Annotated in this window: 14 protein-coding genes; 1 reads left to right on the top strand and 13 read right to left on the bottom strand. The window is 63.1% G+C overall.

Features of this window, described 5'->3' with window-relative positions; genetic code table 11:
- Window positions 1-9: 9 nt before the first annotated feature.
- The gene (locus ACYQ3M_RS04695; protein ID WP_460034902.1) at window positions 10-3,027 is read left to right on the top strand and encodes a bifunctional diguanylate cyclase/phosphodiesterase; all 3,018 of its coding nucleotides are present in this window, start codon (window positions 10-12) and stop codon (window positions 3,025-3,027) included.
- Here ACYQ3M_RS04695 and glcF read toward each other — a convergent pair.
- From glcF to panC, 13 genes are all read right to left on the bottom strand, one after another.
- Entirely contained in the window at window positions 3,000-4,232 is a 1,233-nt protein-coding gene (gene glcF / locus ACYQ3M_RS04690) for a glycolate oxidase subunit GlcF (RefSeq protein ID WP_460034901.1), read from the bottom strand. The genes ACYQ3M_RS04695 and glcF overlap by 28 nt on opposite strands.
- On the bottom strand, window positions 4,233-5,291 hold the full coding sequence (gene glcE, locus ACYQ3M_RS04685) for a glycolate oxidase subunit GlcE (protein WP_460034900.1): 1,059 nt from the start codon (window positions 5,289-5,291) through the stop codon (window positions 4,233-4,235).
- Window positions 5,292-5,293: 2 nt separating this feature from the next.
- On the bottom strand, window positions 5,294-6,748 hold the full coding sequence (locus ACYQ3M_RS04680) for an FAD-linked oxidase C-terminal domain-containing protein (RefSeq protein ID WP_460034899.1): 1,455 nt from the start codon (window positions 6,746-6,748) through the stop codon (window positions 5,294-5,296).
- Window positions 6,730-7,419, bottom strand: coding sequence for a rhomboid family intramembrane serine protease (locus ACYQ3M_RS04675; RefSeq protein ID WP_460034898.1), 690 nt, complete (start codon window positions 7,417-7,419; stop codon window positions 6,730-6,732). Before ACYQ3M_RS04675 ends, ACYQ3M_RS04680 begins: the two co-directional genes overlap by 19 nt.
- Window positions 7,416-8,306 carry a YybS family protein gene (locus ACYQ3M_RS04670; RefSeq protein ID WP_460034897.1) on the bottom strand — a complete coding sequence of 297 codons (891 nt, stop codon included), beginning with the start codon at window positions 8,304-8,306 and terminating at the stop codon, window positions 7,416-7,418. Before ACYQ3M_RS04670 ends, ACYQ3M_RS04675 begins: the two co-directional genes overlap by 4 nt.
- 102 nt (window positions 8,307-8,408) lie before the next feature.
- Window positions 8,409-10,262, bottom strand: a complete 1,854-nt coding sequence (locus tag ACYQ3M_RS04665; protein WP_460034896.1) for a methanol/ethanol family PQQ-dependent dehydrogenase — start codon at window positions 10,260-10,262, stop codon at window positions 8,409-8,411.
- Between the two features lie 111 nt (window positions 10,263-10,373).
- On the bottom strand, window positions 10,374-13,136 hold the full coding sequence (fdhF, locus tag ACYQ3M_RS04660; RefSeq protein WP_460034895.1) for a formate dehydrogenase subunit alpha: 2,763 nt from the start codon (window positions 13,134-13,136) through the stop codon (window positions 10,374-10,376).
- A gap of 3 nt (window positions 13,137-13,139) precedes the next feature.
- Window positions 13,140-14,822 (bottom strand): NAD(P)H-dependent oxidoreductase subunit E, encoded by a 1,683-nt coding sequence (locus ACYQ3M_RS04655; protein ID WP_460034894.1) that lies wholly within the window; start codon window positions 14,820-14,822, stop codon window positions 13,140-13,142.
- Window positions 14,823-14,847: 25 nt separating this feature from the next.
- A complete protein-coding gene (locus ACYQ3M_RS04650; protein WP_460034893.1) occupies window positions 14,848-15,216 on the bottom strand; it encodes a hypothetical protein in 369 nt (122 codons plus the stop codon).
- Between the two features lie 44 nt (window positions 15,217-15,260).
- On the bottom strand, window positions 15,261-15,944 hold the full coding sequence (gene mtnC / locus ACYQ3M_RS04645; protein WP_460034892.1) for an acireductone synthase: 684 nt from the start codon (window positions 15,942-15,944) through the stop codon (window positions 15,261-15,263).
- Window positions 15,941-16,501, bottom strand: a complete 561-nt coding sequence (locus ACYQ3M_RS04640; RefSeq protein WP_460034891.1) for a 1,2-dihydroxy-3-keto-5-methylthiopentene dioxygenase — start codon at window positions 16,499-16,501, stop codon at window positions 15,941-15,943. The genes mtnC and ACYQ3M_RS04640 overlap by 4 nt, the downstream gene beginning before the upstream one ends.
- Window positions 16,498-17,115, bottom strand: a complete 618-nt coding sequence (locus tag ACYQ3M_RS04635) for a methylthioribulose 1-phosphate dehydratase (RefSeq protein WP_460034890.1) — start codon at window positions 17,113-17,115, stop codon at window positions 16,498-16,500. Before ACYQ3M_RS04635 ends, ACYQ3M_RS04640 begins: the two co-directional genes overlap by 4 nt.
- Window positions 17,112-17,957 (bottom strand): pantoate--beta-alanine ligase, encoded by an 846-nt coding sequence (panC, locus tag ACYQ3M_RS04630; RefSeq protein WP_460034889.1) that lies wholly within the window; start codon window positions 17,955-17,957, stop codon window positions 17,112-17,114. Before panC ends, ACYQ3M_RS04635 begins: the two co-directional genes overlap by 4 nt.
- Window position 17,958: the final 1 nt, after the last annotated feature.

The raw sequence follows: 17,958 nt of genomic DNA, 5'->3' as shown, positions 1-17,958 counted from the left end.
TCCCCCCGCATGTTAAGAGTCTTGCTGTTCTTCTTAGCCGTGCTCGGCGCAGAGCAAGCGGGCGAACGCCTGTTTTCCCGCTACGCCGAGCTCTACGAACGCGGCCAGGTGCTCACCCGCTTGGGAGCCATCCGCGCCCGCCTGGAAGGCACCCTCTACGCTTGCCTGTACCGGGCGCGCGGGTTGGCGGCGGTGATCGCGCTGCACCCCGACCTCGACCAAGAGCTTTTCGCCCGCGCTGCCCGTGGGCTGGTCGACGGCAAACCCTTGCGCAACGTCGCCGCCGCCCCCGACCTGGTCATCCGCCTGATCTACCCCATCGCCGGCAACGAGGCGGCCCTAGGCCTGGACTATCGCCGCCTCCCCGATCAGCGCGAGGCGGCGCTGCGCGCCCGCGATACCGGCCAACCGACCGTGGCCGGCCCCCTGCCCTTAGTCCAGGGCGGCGTCGGCGTGCTGGTGCGCGAACCGGTGTTTGTAGAAACAGAAAGCGGCGAGCGGCGGTTCTGGGGGCTGGTCTCGGCGGTGATGGACGCCGAGGCCCTGTACCGGCTCGCCGGCCTGCGCGACCCGGAGCTGGGCCTTGAGATCGCCTTGCGCGGCGTCGACGGCCGCGGCGCTTCGGGACCTGTGTTTTTTGGCGATCCGCGGCTATTTGCCCAACAGGCGGTCACTTTAGACGTCTCCGTCCCGGGCGGTTCTTGGCAGTTGGCCGCCCTCCCCGTCGGCGGCTGGCAAGCGCCAAGGGCCGCCGCTTGGCTGCTGCGCCTCCTCGCCTTAGCCTTCGGCGCCCTGGGCACGGCGGCGATCTTGGTCAAAGGCCACCAGCGGCGCCGACAACAAACTTTGGCTTATCTAAGATCCGTGCGGCTGCGCGTGCTGGAAGGGGTGCTCGCCAACCGTCCGCTCTCGGAACTGCTGACGGACATCGCCCACCGCCTGGAGGCGGTGCAACCCAAATGGCGGGTGTCCATCCTCAAGCTCGAGGAAGGTCGTCTCTACACCGCCGCCGCCCCGAGCCTGCCGGATTTTTACAACGCCGCGGTGGATGGCCTAGAGGCCAAGGAAGGCTTAGGCTCTTGCGGCACCGCGGCCGCGACCGGCCAGACGGTGATCGTCGAGGACGTCGAGCGCCACCCTTACTGGGCGCCTTATTTGGAGATCGTCCGCAAAGTCGGTTTCCGCGCCTGCTGGTCGCTGCCGTTTACCGATTCGCGCGGCCAGGTCCTCGGCACCTTCGCCGTCTATTACGACCGCCCGCGCCGCCCAAGCCGAGAAGAACTGGCGTTGATCGAAGAATTCGCCAAGCTGACTGCCCTGGCGATGGAGCGGCAAGCGGCCGAATCCCACCTGCGCCTGGCGGAGGCGGTATTCAACTACGCCAGCGAAGGCATCCTCATCACCGACCTTGAGCCGCGCATCCTCGCCGTCAATCGCGCCTTCTGCGAAATCACCGGCTACACCCCAGCCGAAGTGCTGGGGAAAAACCCTAATTTTTTACAGTCCGGCCACCAAGACAAAGCGTTCTACCGAGCCATGTGGAAGTGCCTGCTGCAAACCGGCCAATGGCGAGGGGAGGTATGGAACCGGCGCAAAACCGGCGAAGTCTACCCGCAGCTTCTGACCATCAGCACGGTGCGCGACGGCGCCGGCCAGCCCACCCACTACGTCGCGCTGATGAACGACTTAAGCCAGCTCAAGCAATCGGAGGCGCGCCTGGATTACCTGACCCACTACGACCTGCTCACCGGCCTGCCCAATCGCTTGCTGCTCCAGCTGAATCTTACGCAAACGCTGGAACGCGCGCGGCGGCAAAACCAGCGGGTCGCGGCGCTGGTGTTGGATTTGGATCGCTTCAACCTCATCAACGACAGCCTAGATCACGCCGCCGGCGACGAGCTTCTGATCGCGCTGACAGAACGCCTGAAACGTCGACTGCGGGGCGAGGACTTATTGGGCCGCCTGGCGGGGGACGAGTTTTTGCTGATCGCGGAAAACCTTCCTAGCCCGGAAGCCGCCGCGCGCATCGCCGAGCACCTGCTCGATGCCCTCGCCCAGCCGTTCGTCGTCGCCGGAGAGCCGCTTTACTTAAGCGCCAGCGTCGGCATCGGCCTGTATCCTGAGGATTCGGCCTCCGCCGCCGAGCTCATCCAGCACGCCGAAGCCGCGATGCGCGAGGCCAAGCTCAACGAGCGCGGCGGTTATCGCTTCTACACTCCGGCGCTGTCGGCCAGCGCGCGGCGGCGGCTGACGCTCGAGGCCCGCCTGCACCAGGCCTTGGAAAACCGCCAGTTCATCCTCCACTATCAGCCGTTGATCGAACTGCACACGGGGTGCGTCATCGGCTGCGAAGCCTTGGTGCGCTGGCAAGACCCGCAAGAAGGGCTGATCCCACCGGACCAATTCATCCCTCTGGCCGAAGCGAGCGGGCTGATCCTGCCCTTGGGGGAATGGGTGCTCACCGCCGCCTGCACCGCGGCGAGAAGCTGGATCGAGGCCGGGCTTGGCTTTAGGGGCGTTGCCGTCAATCTCTCCGCCCGGCAGTTTTACCAACCCGGCTTGCCAGAAACCATCGCCAAGATCTTGGCGCAAACCGGCCTGCCGCCTGCCTGCCTGAAGCTGGAGATCACCGAGAGCATGATGATGGCCGAAGGCAAGGAAGCCATCGCCCGCTTGCACGCCCTCAAGGCGCTTGGGGTGCGCCTGTCGCTGGACGATTTCGGCACCGGCTATTCCTCCTTGGCCTACCTGAGGACCTTTCCCCTGGACGAGGTCAAAATCGACCGCAGCTTCGTGGCCGACCTTCCCCACGAGACCAAGGCGCTCAAGCTCATCGCGGCGATCATCCAGATCGGCCGGGCCCTGGGGCTGAAGGTGGTGGCGGAAGGAGTGGAAACCGCCGCGCAGCACGAGGTCTTGCTACAACACGGTTGCCACGCCGCGCAAGGGTATTTTTACAGCCGGCCGCTGCCAGAGGACGAATTTTCTCAACGGCTTAGTCAATCTGCGCTGCGGCAGGCGCTTTGACCGGCCGGTTCGAGCAGTTCCACCCAGTGCACCACCGGGCGCCTAGCCGCCGGCTTTAAATACAGCAGGCAGCCGATGTTGGCGGTGGCGATGAGATCCGGGGCGCCGCTCTCGAGAGCGGCGAGCTTTTCTTGGCGCAGGCGGCGGGCCAGCTTGGGTTGCAGGAGCGAATACGCTCCGGCCGAACCGCAGCAAAGGTGGGCGTCGGGCACCTGGGTCAAAATCATCCCTAGCCGTTCTAGGATCCGCTCCACGACCCCGCCTAGGCGCAGACCGTGCTGCAGGGTGCAGGGGGAATGGAACGCCACCTTGAGCGGCCGACCCGGGCGCAGCGCATCGAGATCCGGGCAGCTCGCCAGCACCTCGCTCAAGTCTTGCGTGCGAGCCGAGACCACGGCGGCTTTGGCGGCGTAGCGCGGATCGTCGGCGAGCAACTCGCCGTATTCCTTGAGCATCAGGCCGCAGCCGGAGGCGGTGGTCACGATCGCCTCCACCCCTTGGGCGAGGTACGGCCACCACGCGTCGATGTTGCGCCTGGCGAACGCCAAGCCTTCCTCGCGGGCGCCCAAGTGATAACTCAGCGCCCCGCAGCACCCGGCCTTGGGCGCCACAATCAAGGAAACGCCGAGGCGATCCAAGGCGCGCGCGGCGGCGGCGTTGATCTGGGGAGCCAGCACCGCTTGCACGCAGCCGTCCAAAATAAGCATGCGGCGCGCGTGGGTCGGCTCCGGCCAGGCCGGCGCAGCTTCCGGCAGCCGCGCCCGCAGCGCCACCGGCAGGAAAACGCGCAAGATTTGACCCAGCCGGACCCAAGGGCGAAGCCTGAGCGGATACGGCAGAAGCGTTCTTAGCCCAAGGCGCAAGCAGCGCGAAAGTCCAGGCCGCTTAAGCTTTTGCTCCAAAAGCTGCTGACCGAGGTCGAGCAGTTTCCCGTAGCGCACCCCCGAAGGGCACGTGGTCTCGCAGGCGCGGCAGTTCAAGCAGCGGTCGAGATGGGTTTGGATCCGCCGCGTGGGCGGCTGCCCTTCGAGCACCGACTTGATCTGGTAGATGCGCCCGCGCGGCCCGTCCAGCTCGTCCCCTAACAGCCGGTAGGTCGGGCAGGTGGCGTTGCAAAACCCGCAGTGCACGCAGGCGCGAACGAGTCGCGCGGCGGCCGCGGCTTTGGGATCCTCTTTGAAACCATCGGCCAGCCGAACGCGCATCTAGAACTCCGGGTACATCCGTCCTGGATTGAAAATCCCATGCGGATCAAACGCCTGTTTTAAGGCGCGGTGGAGCCTGAAGAGATTCTCCGGCAGCGGTTGAAAGACCTCATCCCGCGCGCCCGCCGTTCGAAACAAAGTGGCGTGCCCTTGGAGTTCGGCGGCGAGGCGAAAAACCTCTGACGCGTCTGCCCGCGTGCGCACCCAGCGCTGCGCCCCGCCCCAGTCGAGCAAAACTTGCCCAGGCATGCCCGCCAGGGGAACCGCCGGCGGCACCGACAACCGCCAAAGGTCCTCTTCCCCGTGAGTGAAGAACGGCCGCGTCTGCTCCTTCAAGCTTTGCCAAAATTCTTCCCCCGGCGCTACGGTTTCCCCGCCGATCCGCCCGGCGGCAGCCGCCACCGCCCGCTCCGTGCCGGAAAGGCGCAGATACAAAAGCGGCGCCTCATAAGCCAAAGCGCTTATCGGCAGGGATTGACCCATTAAAGCCTGCATGGTGGCCAAGGCGGTTTCCGGATCATCGGCCTCTTGGCACAAGGTCCATTCCACCTCCGGCCGCGGCAGGACTTTTAAGGAGACCTCCAGGATCACCCCTAAGGCGCCCAGCGATCCTGCCACCAGGCGGCTCACGTCGAAACCGGCGACGTTCTTCATTACCTGGCCGCCAAAGGCAAGGACCTCGCCGCGTCCGGTCAGGAGCTTGACCCCCAAGACGAAATCGCGCACCGCTCCGGCAAAAGGCCTTCGCGGCCCGGAAAGCCCCGCCGCCACCGCCCCGCCCACTGTCGCCGGGCCAAAATGCGGCGGCTCGAACCCCAGCATCTGCCCTTCGGCGGCCAGGGCCTCTTCCAGCTCCGCGAGGGGCGTGCCGGCGCGCACCGTGACCACCAATTCCTCCGGCACGTATTCCACGATCCCGCGGTGGCCGGAGAGGCAAAGCGGCTCGCCCTGGGGCAGGCGGCCATAAAAATCTTTGCTTCCCCCGCCGACGATGCGCAAAGGCCGTCGCTCGGCGAGGGCGGCGTTTACCCGGTCTTGCAGTTCGGCAGTCAAGTCCATCGTCAAAAACGCTCCAACTCGGAGTGGGCAAGCCGTCCTCGGCGCACGTGCATCCGCCCCAGTTCGACGCAACGGGCCACAGTCGGAATCGCCTTGCCGGGGTTGAGCAGGCCCTCGGGATCGAAAGCGCGCCGGATCGCGTGAAACTGGGCCAGCTCTTGGGCAGAAAACTGGGAGCACATGCCGCCCAGTTTTTCCACCCCCACCCCGTGTTCGCCGGTGATCGTTCCGCCGACCGCAACGCACAAAGCCAAAATCTCCTCGCCCAAGCGCTCCACCCGCTCAAACTCTCCGGGAACTTGAGCATCGTATAGGATCAGGGGATGAAGGTTGCCGTCCCCGGCGTGGAACACGTTGGCCACCTTCAGTCCGTACTTGCGGCTTAAATCCGCGATGCCGGCCAACACCTCGGCCAGGCGCTGGCGCGGAATGGTGCCGTCCATGCAGTAGTAATCCGGGCTGACCCGGCCGACGGCGGCAAAAGCGGCTTTCCGTCCCGCCCAAAGGCGCTGGCGTTCGGCCTGGTCGCAGGCCACCTGCACCGAAAACGCCCCGCTTGCCTTTAGCACTTTTTCCGCCAAGGCCGCCTCCTCTTCCACCTGCGGGGCAAAGCCGTCCACCTCGACCAACAAGATCGCCTCGGCCTCACGCGGGTAGCCGGCGTGGACGAAATCCTCCGCCACCGCGACGGCCTGCCGATCCATCATCTCCAGTCCCGCCGGAATCAGCCCGGCGCAGATCAGCGCCGCCACCGCCTCGGCCGCGGCGGCGACCGAAGCGAAGGCCGCCAGCAGCGTCCGCGCGGCCTCGGGCAAGGGCAAAAGGCGCACCGTCACCTCGGTGATCACCCCCAACAATCCCTCCGAGCCGTGCAGCAAGGCCAAAATGTCCAACCCCGGCGCGGAAAGCGCTGCGCCACCAAGGCTCACCGCTTCGCCCGCGGCGGTCACAAACTTCAGCCCCAATACGTTGTTCACCGTCAGACCGTACTTGAGGCAGTGGACGCCGCCGGCGTTCTCGGCGACGTTGCCGCCTATCGTGCAGGCGATCTGCGAGGACGGATCGGGGGCGTAATACAAACCGTAAGGTTTGGCCGCCTGGCTGATCGCCAGATTGGAAACGCCGGGTTGGACCCGGGCGAGGCGGTTGTCAGGATCCACCGACAAGATTCGGTTCAAACGCGTCAGGCAAAGCAGCACGCCGTTTTCCACCGGCAAGGCGCCGCCGGAAAGCCCGGTCCCCGCCCCTCGGGCCACCACCGGCACAGCGTGGGCCGAACAAAAAGCCAGCACCTTTTGCACCTGCTCTGCGCTCTCAGGCAGCACCACCGCCTGCGGGAGGCAGCGGTAGGCGGACAGGCCGTCGCACTCGTAAGCCCGAAGCTCCTCGGGCGCGGTCCGCACTGCCTCCTCCGGCAACACGCAGCGCAAGGCGCGGATCAAGGCGGAAGTCGGCATGGCTTGCGGCGTAAAAACAAGCGAAACAGCAGGAAACCGGCGGCAAACCCGCCCAGATGTCCCCACCAGGCGATGTTAGCGTATGGCTCTTGGGTCATCATTGCGGTGGTGGCCTGATAGGCTTGGAAGATCACCCACAACCCGAGGAAAAAGATCGCCGGCACGGGGATGAACAAGGGCAGCGGGAAAATCCAAACCACGATTTTAGCGTAAGGGAACAGATAAAAATACGCCGCCAACACCCCTGCGATCGCGCCTGAAGCGCCCACCGCCGGGGTGACGGCAGCGCGGTTGATGGCCACGTGGACCAGGTTGGCCAACACCCCGCAGACGAGGAAAAAGCCCAAAAACCGCCACGGTCCCATCTTGTCTTCAACGTTGTCGCCGAAGATCCAAAGCAGCCAGAGGTTGAACAAAAGATGCAGCCAACCGCCGTGCAGAAACAGGTTGGTCAAAATCGGCCAATAGTCGTGGGGATTCAAACCCACCGCTTGGGCCCATTCGGGATAAGCGTAGCGGGCAGGGATCAGGCCGTAACGATAGAAAACCGCGCTGCGCATCTCCTCAGGCAGCAGCCAGGTGAACAGGAACAGAGCCAGGTTTATCCCCATCAGGGTCCAGGTCATCCACGGCGTGGAAGCGCGCGGCGCGGTGTCCTGAAACGGGATCATTTATCTTCTTCCACCTGGACCCGCGCGCGCAAGTCCAGCAAGCTGTCGATCGCCCCCAAAAGCGCCAGCCCCATCACGGCGTGGGGCGGGATAAACACGAGCAAGGCATACATCAAGACCAGCCAAAAGCCGCTCAAGTTTCGCAATAAAACCACCGCGTGCGCTACCGCAACCCCCTGAAACAGATAAACCCCCACCGCGACGAGCAACCAATCGGTAAGCAAGAGTCTGCTCCAATAACCCGCCAGCCAGATCCCTGCCACCCACGCCGGCAACAACCAACGCGGCAACCTAAGCTGGCAAAATTCCGCCTGGAAACCGCCCGGATAGTACAGCAGCGCTTGCAGGTAGCGCGCCAACAGCAGCGAGGAAACAGCGCTGATCTCATAAACCATAGCCACCAGGCCATTCATCAGGCGCAACGTTCCTTCGTAATCGAACCCTTCGACCGTCGCCCCGGGAACGTTGGCGATCGCCTGTTCCAGCCAAGCCCGCCAAAAACCCACCACGTCCCCGCCGGTCAGGGCGTGCAGCGCAACCACGTAAGCTAAGGCCAGCAACCCCAAGGCGGTCAAGCTCACCCCTTGCGCGTAGGTAGAACGCAGCACCACCGCCCCCACCCAAACCGGAGGCCACAACGCCAACGCCAACGGAAACGGAAACCCCGGCCGCGCCGGCAAGAGCAAAAATAACCCGCCGACGATCAGGGCGGAGACGACCATTGTTCCTAGCCCCTCGACGCCGCCGCGGCGCAAAGTCACCAAGCCCACCGCCGCCGCGCTGAGCAGAAGCAAGGGGATGAAGTACACTCCGATCAGACCAAACCCTGCGGCTGCCAGCGCAGCGCGCCAGCGGCCGGCCATGACGAACGCAGCGATCTCCCTCACGATCCCTCCGCCGATTCCTGAAAATTCAGCCGCCAGTATAAAACAAAACCCCGGCCGGGGTCGCCCCCGGCCGGGGTTGGTTTCGCCAAGGAGAGCGAGCGCTTATTTGATCGCCGAATCCGGCAACGCAAACACGCTCAACACGCCGCCCAACTGGGTGAACTTGTCGAGCGAGCGGTAGGTGCCCACCGCGCCAAGACCCTCGGTCTCGCCCTGGAGCCCGGCCGCCATGCCGATACCGGCCCAACCGCCCAGACCCGACAGCACGCCGATGTACTGTTTGCCTTCAAACATCCAGGTGTTGGGATTGCCGATGATCCCGGAAGGCGTCTTGAACTTGTACAGCTCCTTCCCCGTCTTGGCGTCGCGGACCTTGAGGAAGCCTTCGAGCGTGCCGTGGACCACGATATCGCCCTTGGTCGCCAGCACCCCGCTCCAGACCGAGAAAGGCTCGTCATACGACCAAACGATCTTGCCGGTCTTGGCGTCCCAAGCGGTGAACACGCCCAGGTTGGTGGAGCCGTTCTTCTGCCCGGTCTTGACGTCGCGCCCGGCCGGGAACATGGTCACCGTCGCCCCCACGTAAGGCTGCCCCGGGGTGTATTCCACCTCAAACGGCTCGTAGTTCATGCACACGTGGTTGCCGTTGACGTAGAACAAGCCGGTGCGCGGCGAGTAGGCCACCGGACCCTGGTTCTTGGACCCCAAGGCCGCCGGGCAAACGTCTTCGGTGGTCACGTCCTCGCCGTTCTGCTCGGTGCTGTATTTAGGATCGACCACCGGCCGCCCGGTATTCATATCCACGTGGGTGGCCCAGTTGACCGCCTTGTCGTACTTCTCCGCCACCAGGACCTCGCCGGTCTCGCGGTCCAAGGTGTAGGCAAAGCCGTTGCGGTCGAAGTGAACCAGGGTCTTGCGCAGCTTACCGCCGATCTCCTGGTCCGCCAGGACCATTTCGTTGATGCCGTCGTAGTCCCATTCGTCGTGCGGGGTCATCTGATAGACCCATTTGGCCATCCCGGTGTCGGCGTCGCGCGCCCAGATGGTCATCGACCACTTATTGTCGCCGGGGCGCTGCACCGGGTTCCAGGTGCCGGGGTTGCCGGAGCCGTAGTAGATCAAGTTGAGCTGCGGATCGTAGCTGTACCAACCCCAGGTGGTGCCGCCGCCGATCTTCCACTGATCGCCCTGCCAAGTCTTGAGCGAGGAGTCTTTGCCCACCGGCTGCAAGCCCTTTTCCTTGCCCATCCAGGTCATGGTCTTGTTCGGGTCGATCTTCATTTCCTCGTCGGGGCCGGTGCTGTAGGCTTTCCAGGCGAGCGAGCCGTCTTTCAGGTTGTAGGCCGCCACGAACCCGCGCACGCCGAATTCACCGCCCGAAATCCCAGTGATGACTTTGTCTTTCACCACCAAAGGCGAGTTGGTGTTGGTCATCCCCAATTTGGGATCGCCGTTTTTGACCTGCCAGACGACTTTGCCGGTCTTGGCGTCCAAAGCGGTCAAGGTGGTGTCGGCCTGCTGCAGGATGATCTTGCCGTCGCCGTAGGCCAGCCCGCGGTTGACGGTGTCGCAGCACATCACCGGAATGGTGACGTCGGCGTCCTGAGTGGGTTCGTACTTCCAAATGATGCTCTGATCCTTGGGGTTGATCGCGTAGACGCGGTTCGGGAACGGCGTATGAACGTATAGCACGCCGTCGATGAACAAGGGACCGCCTTCGTGACCGCGCAGCACGCCGGTGGAGAACGTCCACGCCGGCTGCAGCTTGTCGGCGTTCTGGTTATTGATCTGATCGAGCTCGCTGTAGCGGGTGCCCCAATAATTCCCCCCCCACACCGGCCAGTTGGCAGGATTTTTGGACAGATTGATCACTTCCTGGTTTGCCTGTGCCCCACCGGCCATCAGCACCGAGCTTACAGCGGCTGCGATCAGGCCGTTTTTCACGGGTTTTTTCATACAATCCTCCTCGTTGTTTTTAGCAGGGAAAAGACCTTAGGACGCTAGGAAAATTTCCCAGCCGTTCCTTGAGGCGGTAAATTGAAGGATTTTCAGGCAAAAGTCAACCTTTCAAGCCGCCTCGCCGGCAAAAACGCGCACGGCGCAGAACTTGAATTCCGGGATTTTGGCATCCGGGTCTAAAGCCTCGTTGGTCAACAGATTCGCTGCGGCTTCGTGATAGCAAAACGCCATGAACACCGTGCCGCGCTGCATGCCCAAATTCGGCCGCGCATAAGCGGTCACCTGCCCGCGCCGCGATTTTAGGGTAATCACCCCCCCCGGCAAAACCCCCAAACGCTCCAGGTCCAGGGGATGCATCTCGGCCACCGGATAAGGCTCGATCGCATCGAGCACGAAAGACCTGCGGGTCATCGCCCCGGTATGCCAGTGTTCGAGCTGGCGGCCGGTAATGAACACGAACGGGTATTCGGAATCGGGCAGCTCGGCGGCGTGGACAAACTCAGCCGGCACAAATAGCCCCTTACCCGTGGGCGTGGGAAAGCCCTGGGTGAAGATCACCGCCTGCCCCGGATCGCCTTCCTTTTCGCACGGGTAGATGACCGAATCCTCTCGTTCGAGCCGCTCCCAGGTGATCCCGGCGATGCTGGGCATCGCCAGGCGCATCTCCTCGAACACCTCCTGCGGGCCGGAATAGTTCCAGTCCAGCCCCAGGCGTTTGGCCATCTCTTGGATGATCCATAGGTCTTGCCGCGCCTCCCCGGGCGGATCAATCGCCTGCCGACCGAGTTGCACGCGCCGGTCGGTGTTGGTGAAGGTGCCGGTCTTCTCCGGGAAGGCCGAAGCCGGCAAGATCACGTCGGCAAAGCCGGCGGTCTCGGTGAGGAAAATATCCTGCACCACCAGGTGCTCGAGCTTTGCCAGCGCCGCCCGCGCGTGGGCGACGTTGGGGTCGGACATCGCCGGGTTTTCGCCTTCGATGTACATGCCCCGCACCTGACCTTTTTCGATCGCATGGATCACTTCCACCACCGTCAAGCCCGGCTCGGGATCGAGCTTCACCCCCCAGAGCTGCTCGAATCGGGCGCGCGCTTTGGGGTCCTTGACCGACTGGTAATCGGGAAAGACCATCGGGATCAGGCCAGCGTCGGAAGCCCCCTGCACGTTGTTCTGGCCGCGTAAGGGGTGAAGCCCGGTGCCGGGCCGGCCGATCTGCCCGGTCATCAGCGCCAACGCAATGAGGCAGCGGGCGTTGTCGGTGCCGTGCACGTGTTGCGAAATTCCCATCCCCCACAGGATCATCGAGGCTTTGGCCGTGGCGTACAGGCGCGCCACCGCGCGGATGGTTTCGGCCTCGATCCCGCACACCGGCGCCACCCGCTCGGGGGCATAGCCCTTGAGGTGTTGGCGCAGCTTCTCAAAGCCTTCGGTGTAGCGCTCGATGTATTCGAGGTTGTAAAGCCCCTCCTCGACGATGGTGTGCATCATCCCGTTGAGCAGCGCCACGTCGGTGTCGGGGCGAAACTGCACGGGGTGGGTGGCGAAACGGAAGATCTCGGTGCGGATCGGGTCGGCCACGATCAGTTTTGCCCCCCGGCGCGCGGCGTTTTTGATCCACGTGGCCGCCACCGGGTGGTTGACGGTGGGGTTAGAACCGATCAGGAAGATCACCTCGGCTTTGAGCACGTCCGCCACCGGATTGGATACCGCTCCCGAACCGATGCACTGCAGCAGCGCCGCTACCGAAGAGGCATGGCACAGGCGGGTGCAGTGGTCGACGTTGTTGCTGCCAAAGCCGGTCCGGACCAGCTTCTGAAACAGATAGGCCTCTTCGTTGCTGCCCTTGGCCGAACCGAACCCGGCCAAAGCCTTAGGGCCGTAGGTGTCGCGGATGCGCTTCAACCCTTGGGCGGCAAAATCTAAGGCCTCTTCCCAGCTCGCCTCGCGGAAGACCTGGAACAGCTGAGACGGATCCAACAGCTCGGCGGTCTTGGGCACACCGGGCCGCCGGATCAGCGGCTTGGTCAGGCGATAGGGGCTGTGAACGTAATCGAAGCCGAACCGGCCCTTGACGCACAAGCGGCTGTGGTTAGTCTCCCCATCGCGCCCCGTCACGTACAGGATGCGGTTGTTTTTCACATGGAAGGTCAAAAGGCATCCCACCCCGCAGTAAGGACAGGTCGAGTCGACTTTTCTGTCAACTGGCACGTGGCCCACGTCGCCTTTAGGCATCAGCGCGCCGGTAGGACAGGCTTGGACGCACTCCCCGCAAGCCACGCAGGTGCTCTCCCCCATCGGATCGTCGAGGTCGAACACGATTTGGGCTTTTGCACCGCGGAAAGCGTAGCCGATCACATCGTTGGCCTGCTCCTCGCGGCAGGCGCGCACGCAGCGGGTGCACTGGATGCAGGCGTCGAGGTTGACCGCCATCGCCGGATGGGAAAGATCCGGCTTAGGCTGCCGGCGTGAGGGAAAGCGGGGTTTGCCGACTTTGAGCTTGGCCACCCAGTAGTCGAGTTCCGAATCGTCGCGGTAGGGGGACTGGCCCTGCGCCGGCATGTCGGATAAAAGCAGCTCGAGCACCAGCTTCTGGGACTTTAAGGCGCGCTCGCTCCTTGCCTTCACCTGCATCCCTTCCCTGGGGGTGCGGCAACACGAAGGCGCCAAAACGCGCTCGCCCTCGATCTCCACCACGCAGGCGCGGCAGTTGCCGTCGGGGCGATAGCCTTCCTTGTAGCACAGGTGCGGAATCTCATAGCCGGCGCGTTGGGCCGCCTGCAGGATGGTTTCTCCCTCGAACGCGGTGATTTCTCGTCCGTCCAGGGTAAACGTGACGGTTTTTGGCTCGTTTAAGTACTTGGGATTGGCAACCACGCTTTAGCCCTCCAATTCGTGGGGGAAGTACTTGAATACGCAGCGGATCGGATTGGGCGCCGCCTGCCCTAAGCCGCAGATCGAAGCATCGGCCATCACCTGACACAAATCCTCGAGTTTTTCCCGATCCCAGTCGCCAGAGGCCATCAGCTGAGCGGCTTTGGCGGTGCCGACCCGGCACGGGGTGCACTGGCCGCAGGATTCGTCTTCAAAGAACCGGATCGCGTTTAGGGCCAGGTCTTTGGCCTTGTCGTGCTGGGAGAAAACGATCACCGCCGCCGAACCGATGAAACAACCGTAAGGGTTGAGGGTATCGAAATCCAGCGGCAAATCCCCGAGCGAAGCCGGCAGGATGCCGCCCGACGCCCCGCCGGGGAAATAACCATAGAATTCGTGACCGGGCAGCATCCCCCCGCAGTACTCGTCGATCAACTCGCGCACGCTGATTCCGGCCGGGGCCAGATACACCCCCGGTTTTGCCACCCGCCCGGAGACCGAAAACGAACGCAGGCCCTTGCGCCCGCGCCGGCCAAAGGAGGTAAACCAGCCCGGGCCTTTTTCGACGATGTCGCGCACCCAATACAAGGTCTCCATGTTGTGTTCCAAGGTCGGGCGGCCAAACAGCCCCACTTCGGCCACGTAAGGAGGCCGAAGGCGCGGCATCCCGCGCTTGCCTTCGATCGATTCGATCATCGCCGACTCCTCCCCGCAGATATAGGCTCCGGCCCCGCGCCGCAGGTGAATCGGCGGCAGGGGGCGATCCACCGGGGGATTGGCTTCGAGCGCCGCCAGCTCGGTTTGGAGGATCTTACGGCAGGCGGGATATTCGTCGCGCACGTAGATATAGACGCTTTCCGCCTCCACCGCCCAAGCCGCCACCAGCATTCCTTCCAGAAACCGGTGCGGATCGGATTCGAGGTAATAGCGGTCTTTGAACGTGCCGGGCTCGCCTTCGTCGATGTTGACCGCCATAAGGCGCGGCTTAGGGTATTTGCGCACGATCTCCCATTTTACCCCCGCCGGAAACCCGGCCCCACCCAAACCGCGCAGCCCAGCGTCCTTGAGCGCCGCGATCACTTCTTCTCGACTGCGGCGCAGCGTCAAGCACTCGGCAAGCAGCCGGTATCCGCCTTGCGCGCGGTAGGCTTCGTACCCGAGGTACTCAGGGATAGGAGGGGCAAAAGCCTTAGCTTCCACCGCCGCTACCACGCGCTCGGGAGTGGCCGCATCGATGGGGTTTTGGCCCACCACCGCGACCGGGGCGTGCTGGCAGCGCCCCACGCACGGCGCCGGCAGCACCCGCACGCCTTCGCCGAGTTTCCCTTGAAGCGCTTTGCGTAACGCTGCGCTGCCGGCCAGCGCACAGCTGATCGACTCGCACACCCGCACCGTCAGGGGAGGCGGCGGCGTGTCGCCTTCCTTGACCACGTCGAAATGGTGATAGAAACTGGCCACTTCAAAGACTTCGGCGTACGAAAGCTTCATCTCATAAGCCAGCGCCACCAAGTGCTTGGCGGAAAGGTAGCCGTACGTATCCTGGATCTTGTGAAGGTGTTCGATCAACAGGTCCCGCCGCCTCGGCTCGTCTTTGAGCAAAGCCCGAACTTCTTCGAGCGCGTTTAGGTCAACCGGGCGTCCGCGGGCGATTTTGACTTTTTGGGTTCGGCGTGGGGATTGCGCTGCCATGGCGATAACCTCAAGGCTTTATCACTCACTTTACGAAACAAAGCGCCTCTGCTGCCTCTTCAGCGGCTTTGAGCTTGGCGCGCAGTTTATCAGCTTGGGGCGGATCGCGAAACACCCCGCCGGCCTCACCTGGCATGCTCCGCAGTTTGGTAAACACCACGGCTTCGGAGTATTCCTGGTAGGACATGCGCTTTGCCAACTCGTCCAGAGCGCAGCTGCAATGGTAGAGGTTGTCGTAGTTCTGCCCACCGTGCTTTTGCATGCACTCGAACACGTATTCCACCCGCGCCAGGGTAGGGAAATCGTTGGGCGACAAGGGCTGGGTTTTGGATTGGGCCGCACAGCCGCTCAACGCCACGCTCACCCAACCGATCAGAGTCCACTGAATTTTCATTTTAGCTCCATTTATTGACAAAATCAGTAGGAAATAGCGGATTTTTAAATTTTGGCCAAATCGATCGCCGAGAAATCGCAAACCCTAGGATAACCGGCTTCCGGCGCCGAGTCTCCCAAGCGCGCCACCCAGACCGTTTTCATCCCGGCCTCTTGCGCGGCATCAAGCTCTGCTTTGACATCCGACAGGAACAAAACTTCCTGCGGTGGCAGGCCGATCTCGGCAGCGATCTTGCGGTAGCTTGCCGATTCCCGCTTGGAACCGGTACGGGTATCAAAAAAACCTGAAAACAAACCGGTCAAATCCCCCCAGGGGGTGTGTTCGAATAACAGTTTCTGGGCCGCGACCGAGCCGGAAGAAAAAATATACAGGCGGTAACCTTCCGCGTGCCAAGCTTTAAGCCGGGCCACCGCGTCGGGATAAACGTGCCCCTTTAGTTCTCCGGCACGATAACCCGCTTCCCAGATCATCCCCTGCAGCGCCTTAAGGGGCGGGATTTTCGCGTCCGCATCGCTCCACTCAAGCAATTGCGCGATTGCCTCATCCAGGGTCAGGTTGCGGCCAACGATGCTACACATCTCCGCCAGCACCGCCTGGACTTCAGGATCGCTCTGGCGGGCGCGGACAAAATTCTCAAGGCGCGCCCGAGCGTAAGGGAACAATAGGTCTTGAACGAAGCTCAGCGACGAGGTCGTCCCCTCGATGTCGGTAAGCACCGCCTGGATCATTTCATCCGCTCCACGTATCCTTCCAGCTTAGGAAAACGCTCGGCGATCCGACTTCCGGTGTACTGCGCCACCCAGCCTTCCGGGGTCGTGAACAGGCGGATGACCTTAAGCGCGGGCCGCTCGCCCAGATCGAACCAGTGCTTGATTCCCGCCGGCACGCTGAGCAAATCGCCGGCCTCGCACAAAACTGCGTAGACTTTCGCGTCGGGGTGGAGATAAAACAGGCCGCGGCCGGCGACGAAAAAACGCACCTCAAAATCGCTGTGGGTGTGCTCGGCGAGGAATTTCCGCCGCAACGCTTCAAGCTCCGGATGCTTTGGCGTGACGCAGATCACGTCGGCCGCCTGGAACCCATAAGCGGCTTTCAACCGCTCGATGGCCTCCGCGTAGGCCGCCAAGATCGCGTCTTGACTTGCCTCTTCGGCCAGTTCCCGATCCGCCTGCCAGCGCTCAAACTGCACCCCGATGCATTTCAAGCGCGTGGCGATTTCGATCGGATCGGCGTAGTACTCGAAAGGTTCAAAACGGTCCTCGGCATGAATGGTAAGAACGCTCATCTGGGGCTTGCTCCGTATAGCCTGATTTCACAGTCGAACATGAACTCCAAAGCCTCCACCTGATGCAACGCCGCTTCAACGCTGCGCCCAAAGGTGTACAAGCCGTGGCCGGCGAGAATGTACGCATGGATGTCGCCGTGGCGCTCGATATAAGCGTCTACCCGACGGGCCAGACGCTCGGTGTCTTGGTCGTTGGGGAAAATCGGCACGACCACGCGTTCGGCGTGGGTGTGAATCCCATCCAGTACTTTTAAGAGTTCGTGATCGGTGAGCACCACCTGCTCTCTAAACAGGCGCGAGGCGAGAATCGCCGCCGGCGAGTGAGGATGAAGCACCGCTTGCACGTGGGGATAACGCCGATATATCGCCAAATGCAAAGCCGTCTCGGCGGAAGGCCTGCGGCCATCGAGGGGCCGGCCTTCGGCATCCAGGCGCACGATGTCGGCGACCGTCAGCCGCCCCTTAGGCCGCCCCGAGACCGTGATCGCCAAGCCGCCATCCGCCAGGCGCGCGGAAAGATTGCCGCTGGTCGCAGGCATCCACCCCCGCGCGGCTAAAATCCGACCGACCTCTACCAGCTCTTGGGCGCGCTCTTGGAATTCCGCCTCCTTCATGCCACCTCCACATTGTCGATCAGGCGCGTGCTTCCCAACCACGCCGCCGCCAGGATCCGTAGCGGGCGCTCGTCTGGATGGGCTTTTGCCAAATCGCGCGCGCGCCGAACGACAAAATACTCGGGCTTGAACCCAGCCCGCTGGAGCTTCATCTTCTGGCGTTCGCCCAAGGCAGCAAAATCGCGCTCGCCGGCTTGGATTTGCGCCCTGGCCTCGCACAAGGCCCGATAGAGCTCCGGCGCCTGGGCGCGCTCTGCAGGCGAAAGATACCCGTTGCGCGAACTCAGCGCCAATCCGTCGGCCTCGCGCACGGTCGGGACGCTTGCGATCGCGACCGGGAAGTTCAAATCTTCGACCATACGCTTTATGATCAGCAGCTGCTGATAGTCTTTTTCGCCAAATAGGGCCACGTCCGGCTGCACCAAGTTGAACAGCTTGGCCACGACGGTTGTCACCCCGCGAAAGTGGCCTGGCCGAAACGCGCCGCACAGGATGTCTGCCAGTTCCGGCACGGTAACGCACGTACTGGGTTCCAGGCCGCGGGGATACATCTCTTCCACGGTTGGGGAAAACACGGCGTCTACTCCAAGCGCGGCGAGTTTCCGCCGATCCTCCTCCGGAGTTCTCGGGTAGCGCGCGTAATCTTCCTGCGGGCCAAATTGCAAGGGGTTGACGAACAGGCTCACCACCACCCGCTCGGCCCGCCGCTTGGCTTCTTCCACTAGGCTCAAGTGCCCGGCGTGCAAGTTGCCCATGGTGGGCACCAGCGCCACGCGCTCTCTTTGGCTTTGCCAGCTCCCAAGCAGCGCCCGCAAATCCGCGATTGAGGTGAGATAATGCATG

The organism is Methylothermus subterraneus (assembly GCF_054656915.1).
Note: the sequence above shows the minus strand (reverse complement) of the source record. Positions and strands in the feature narration are given on the sequence as shown.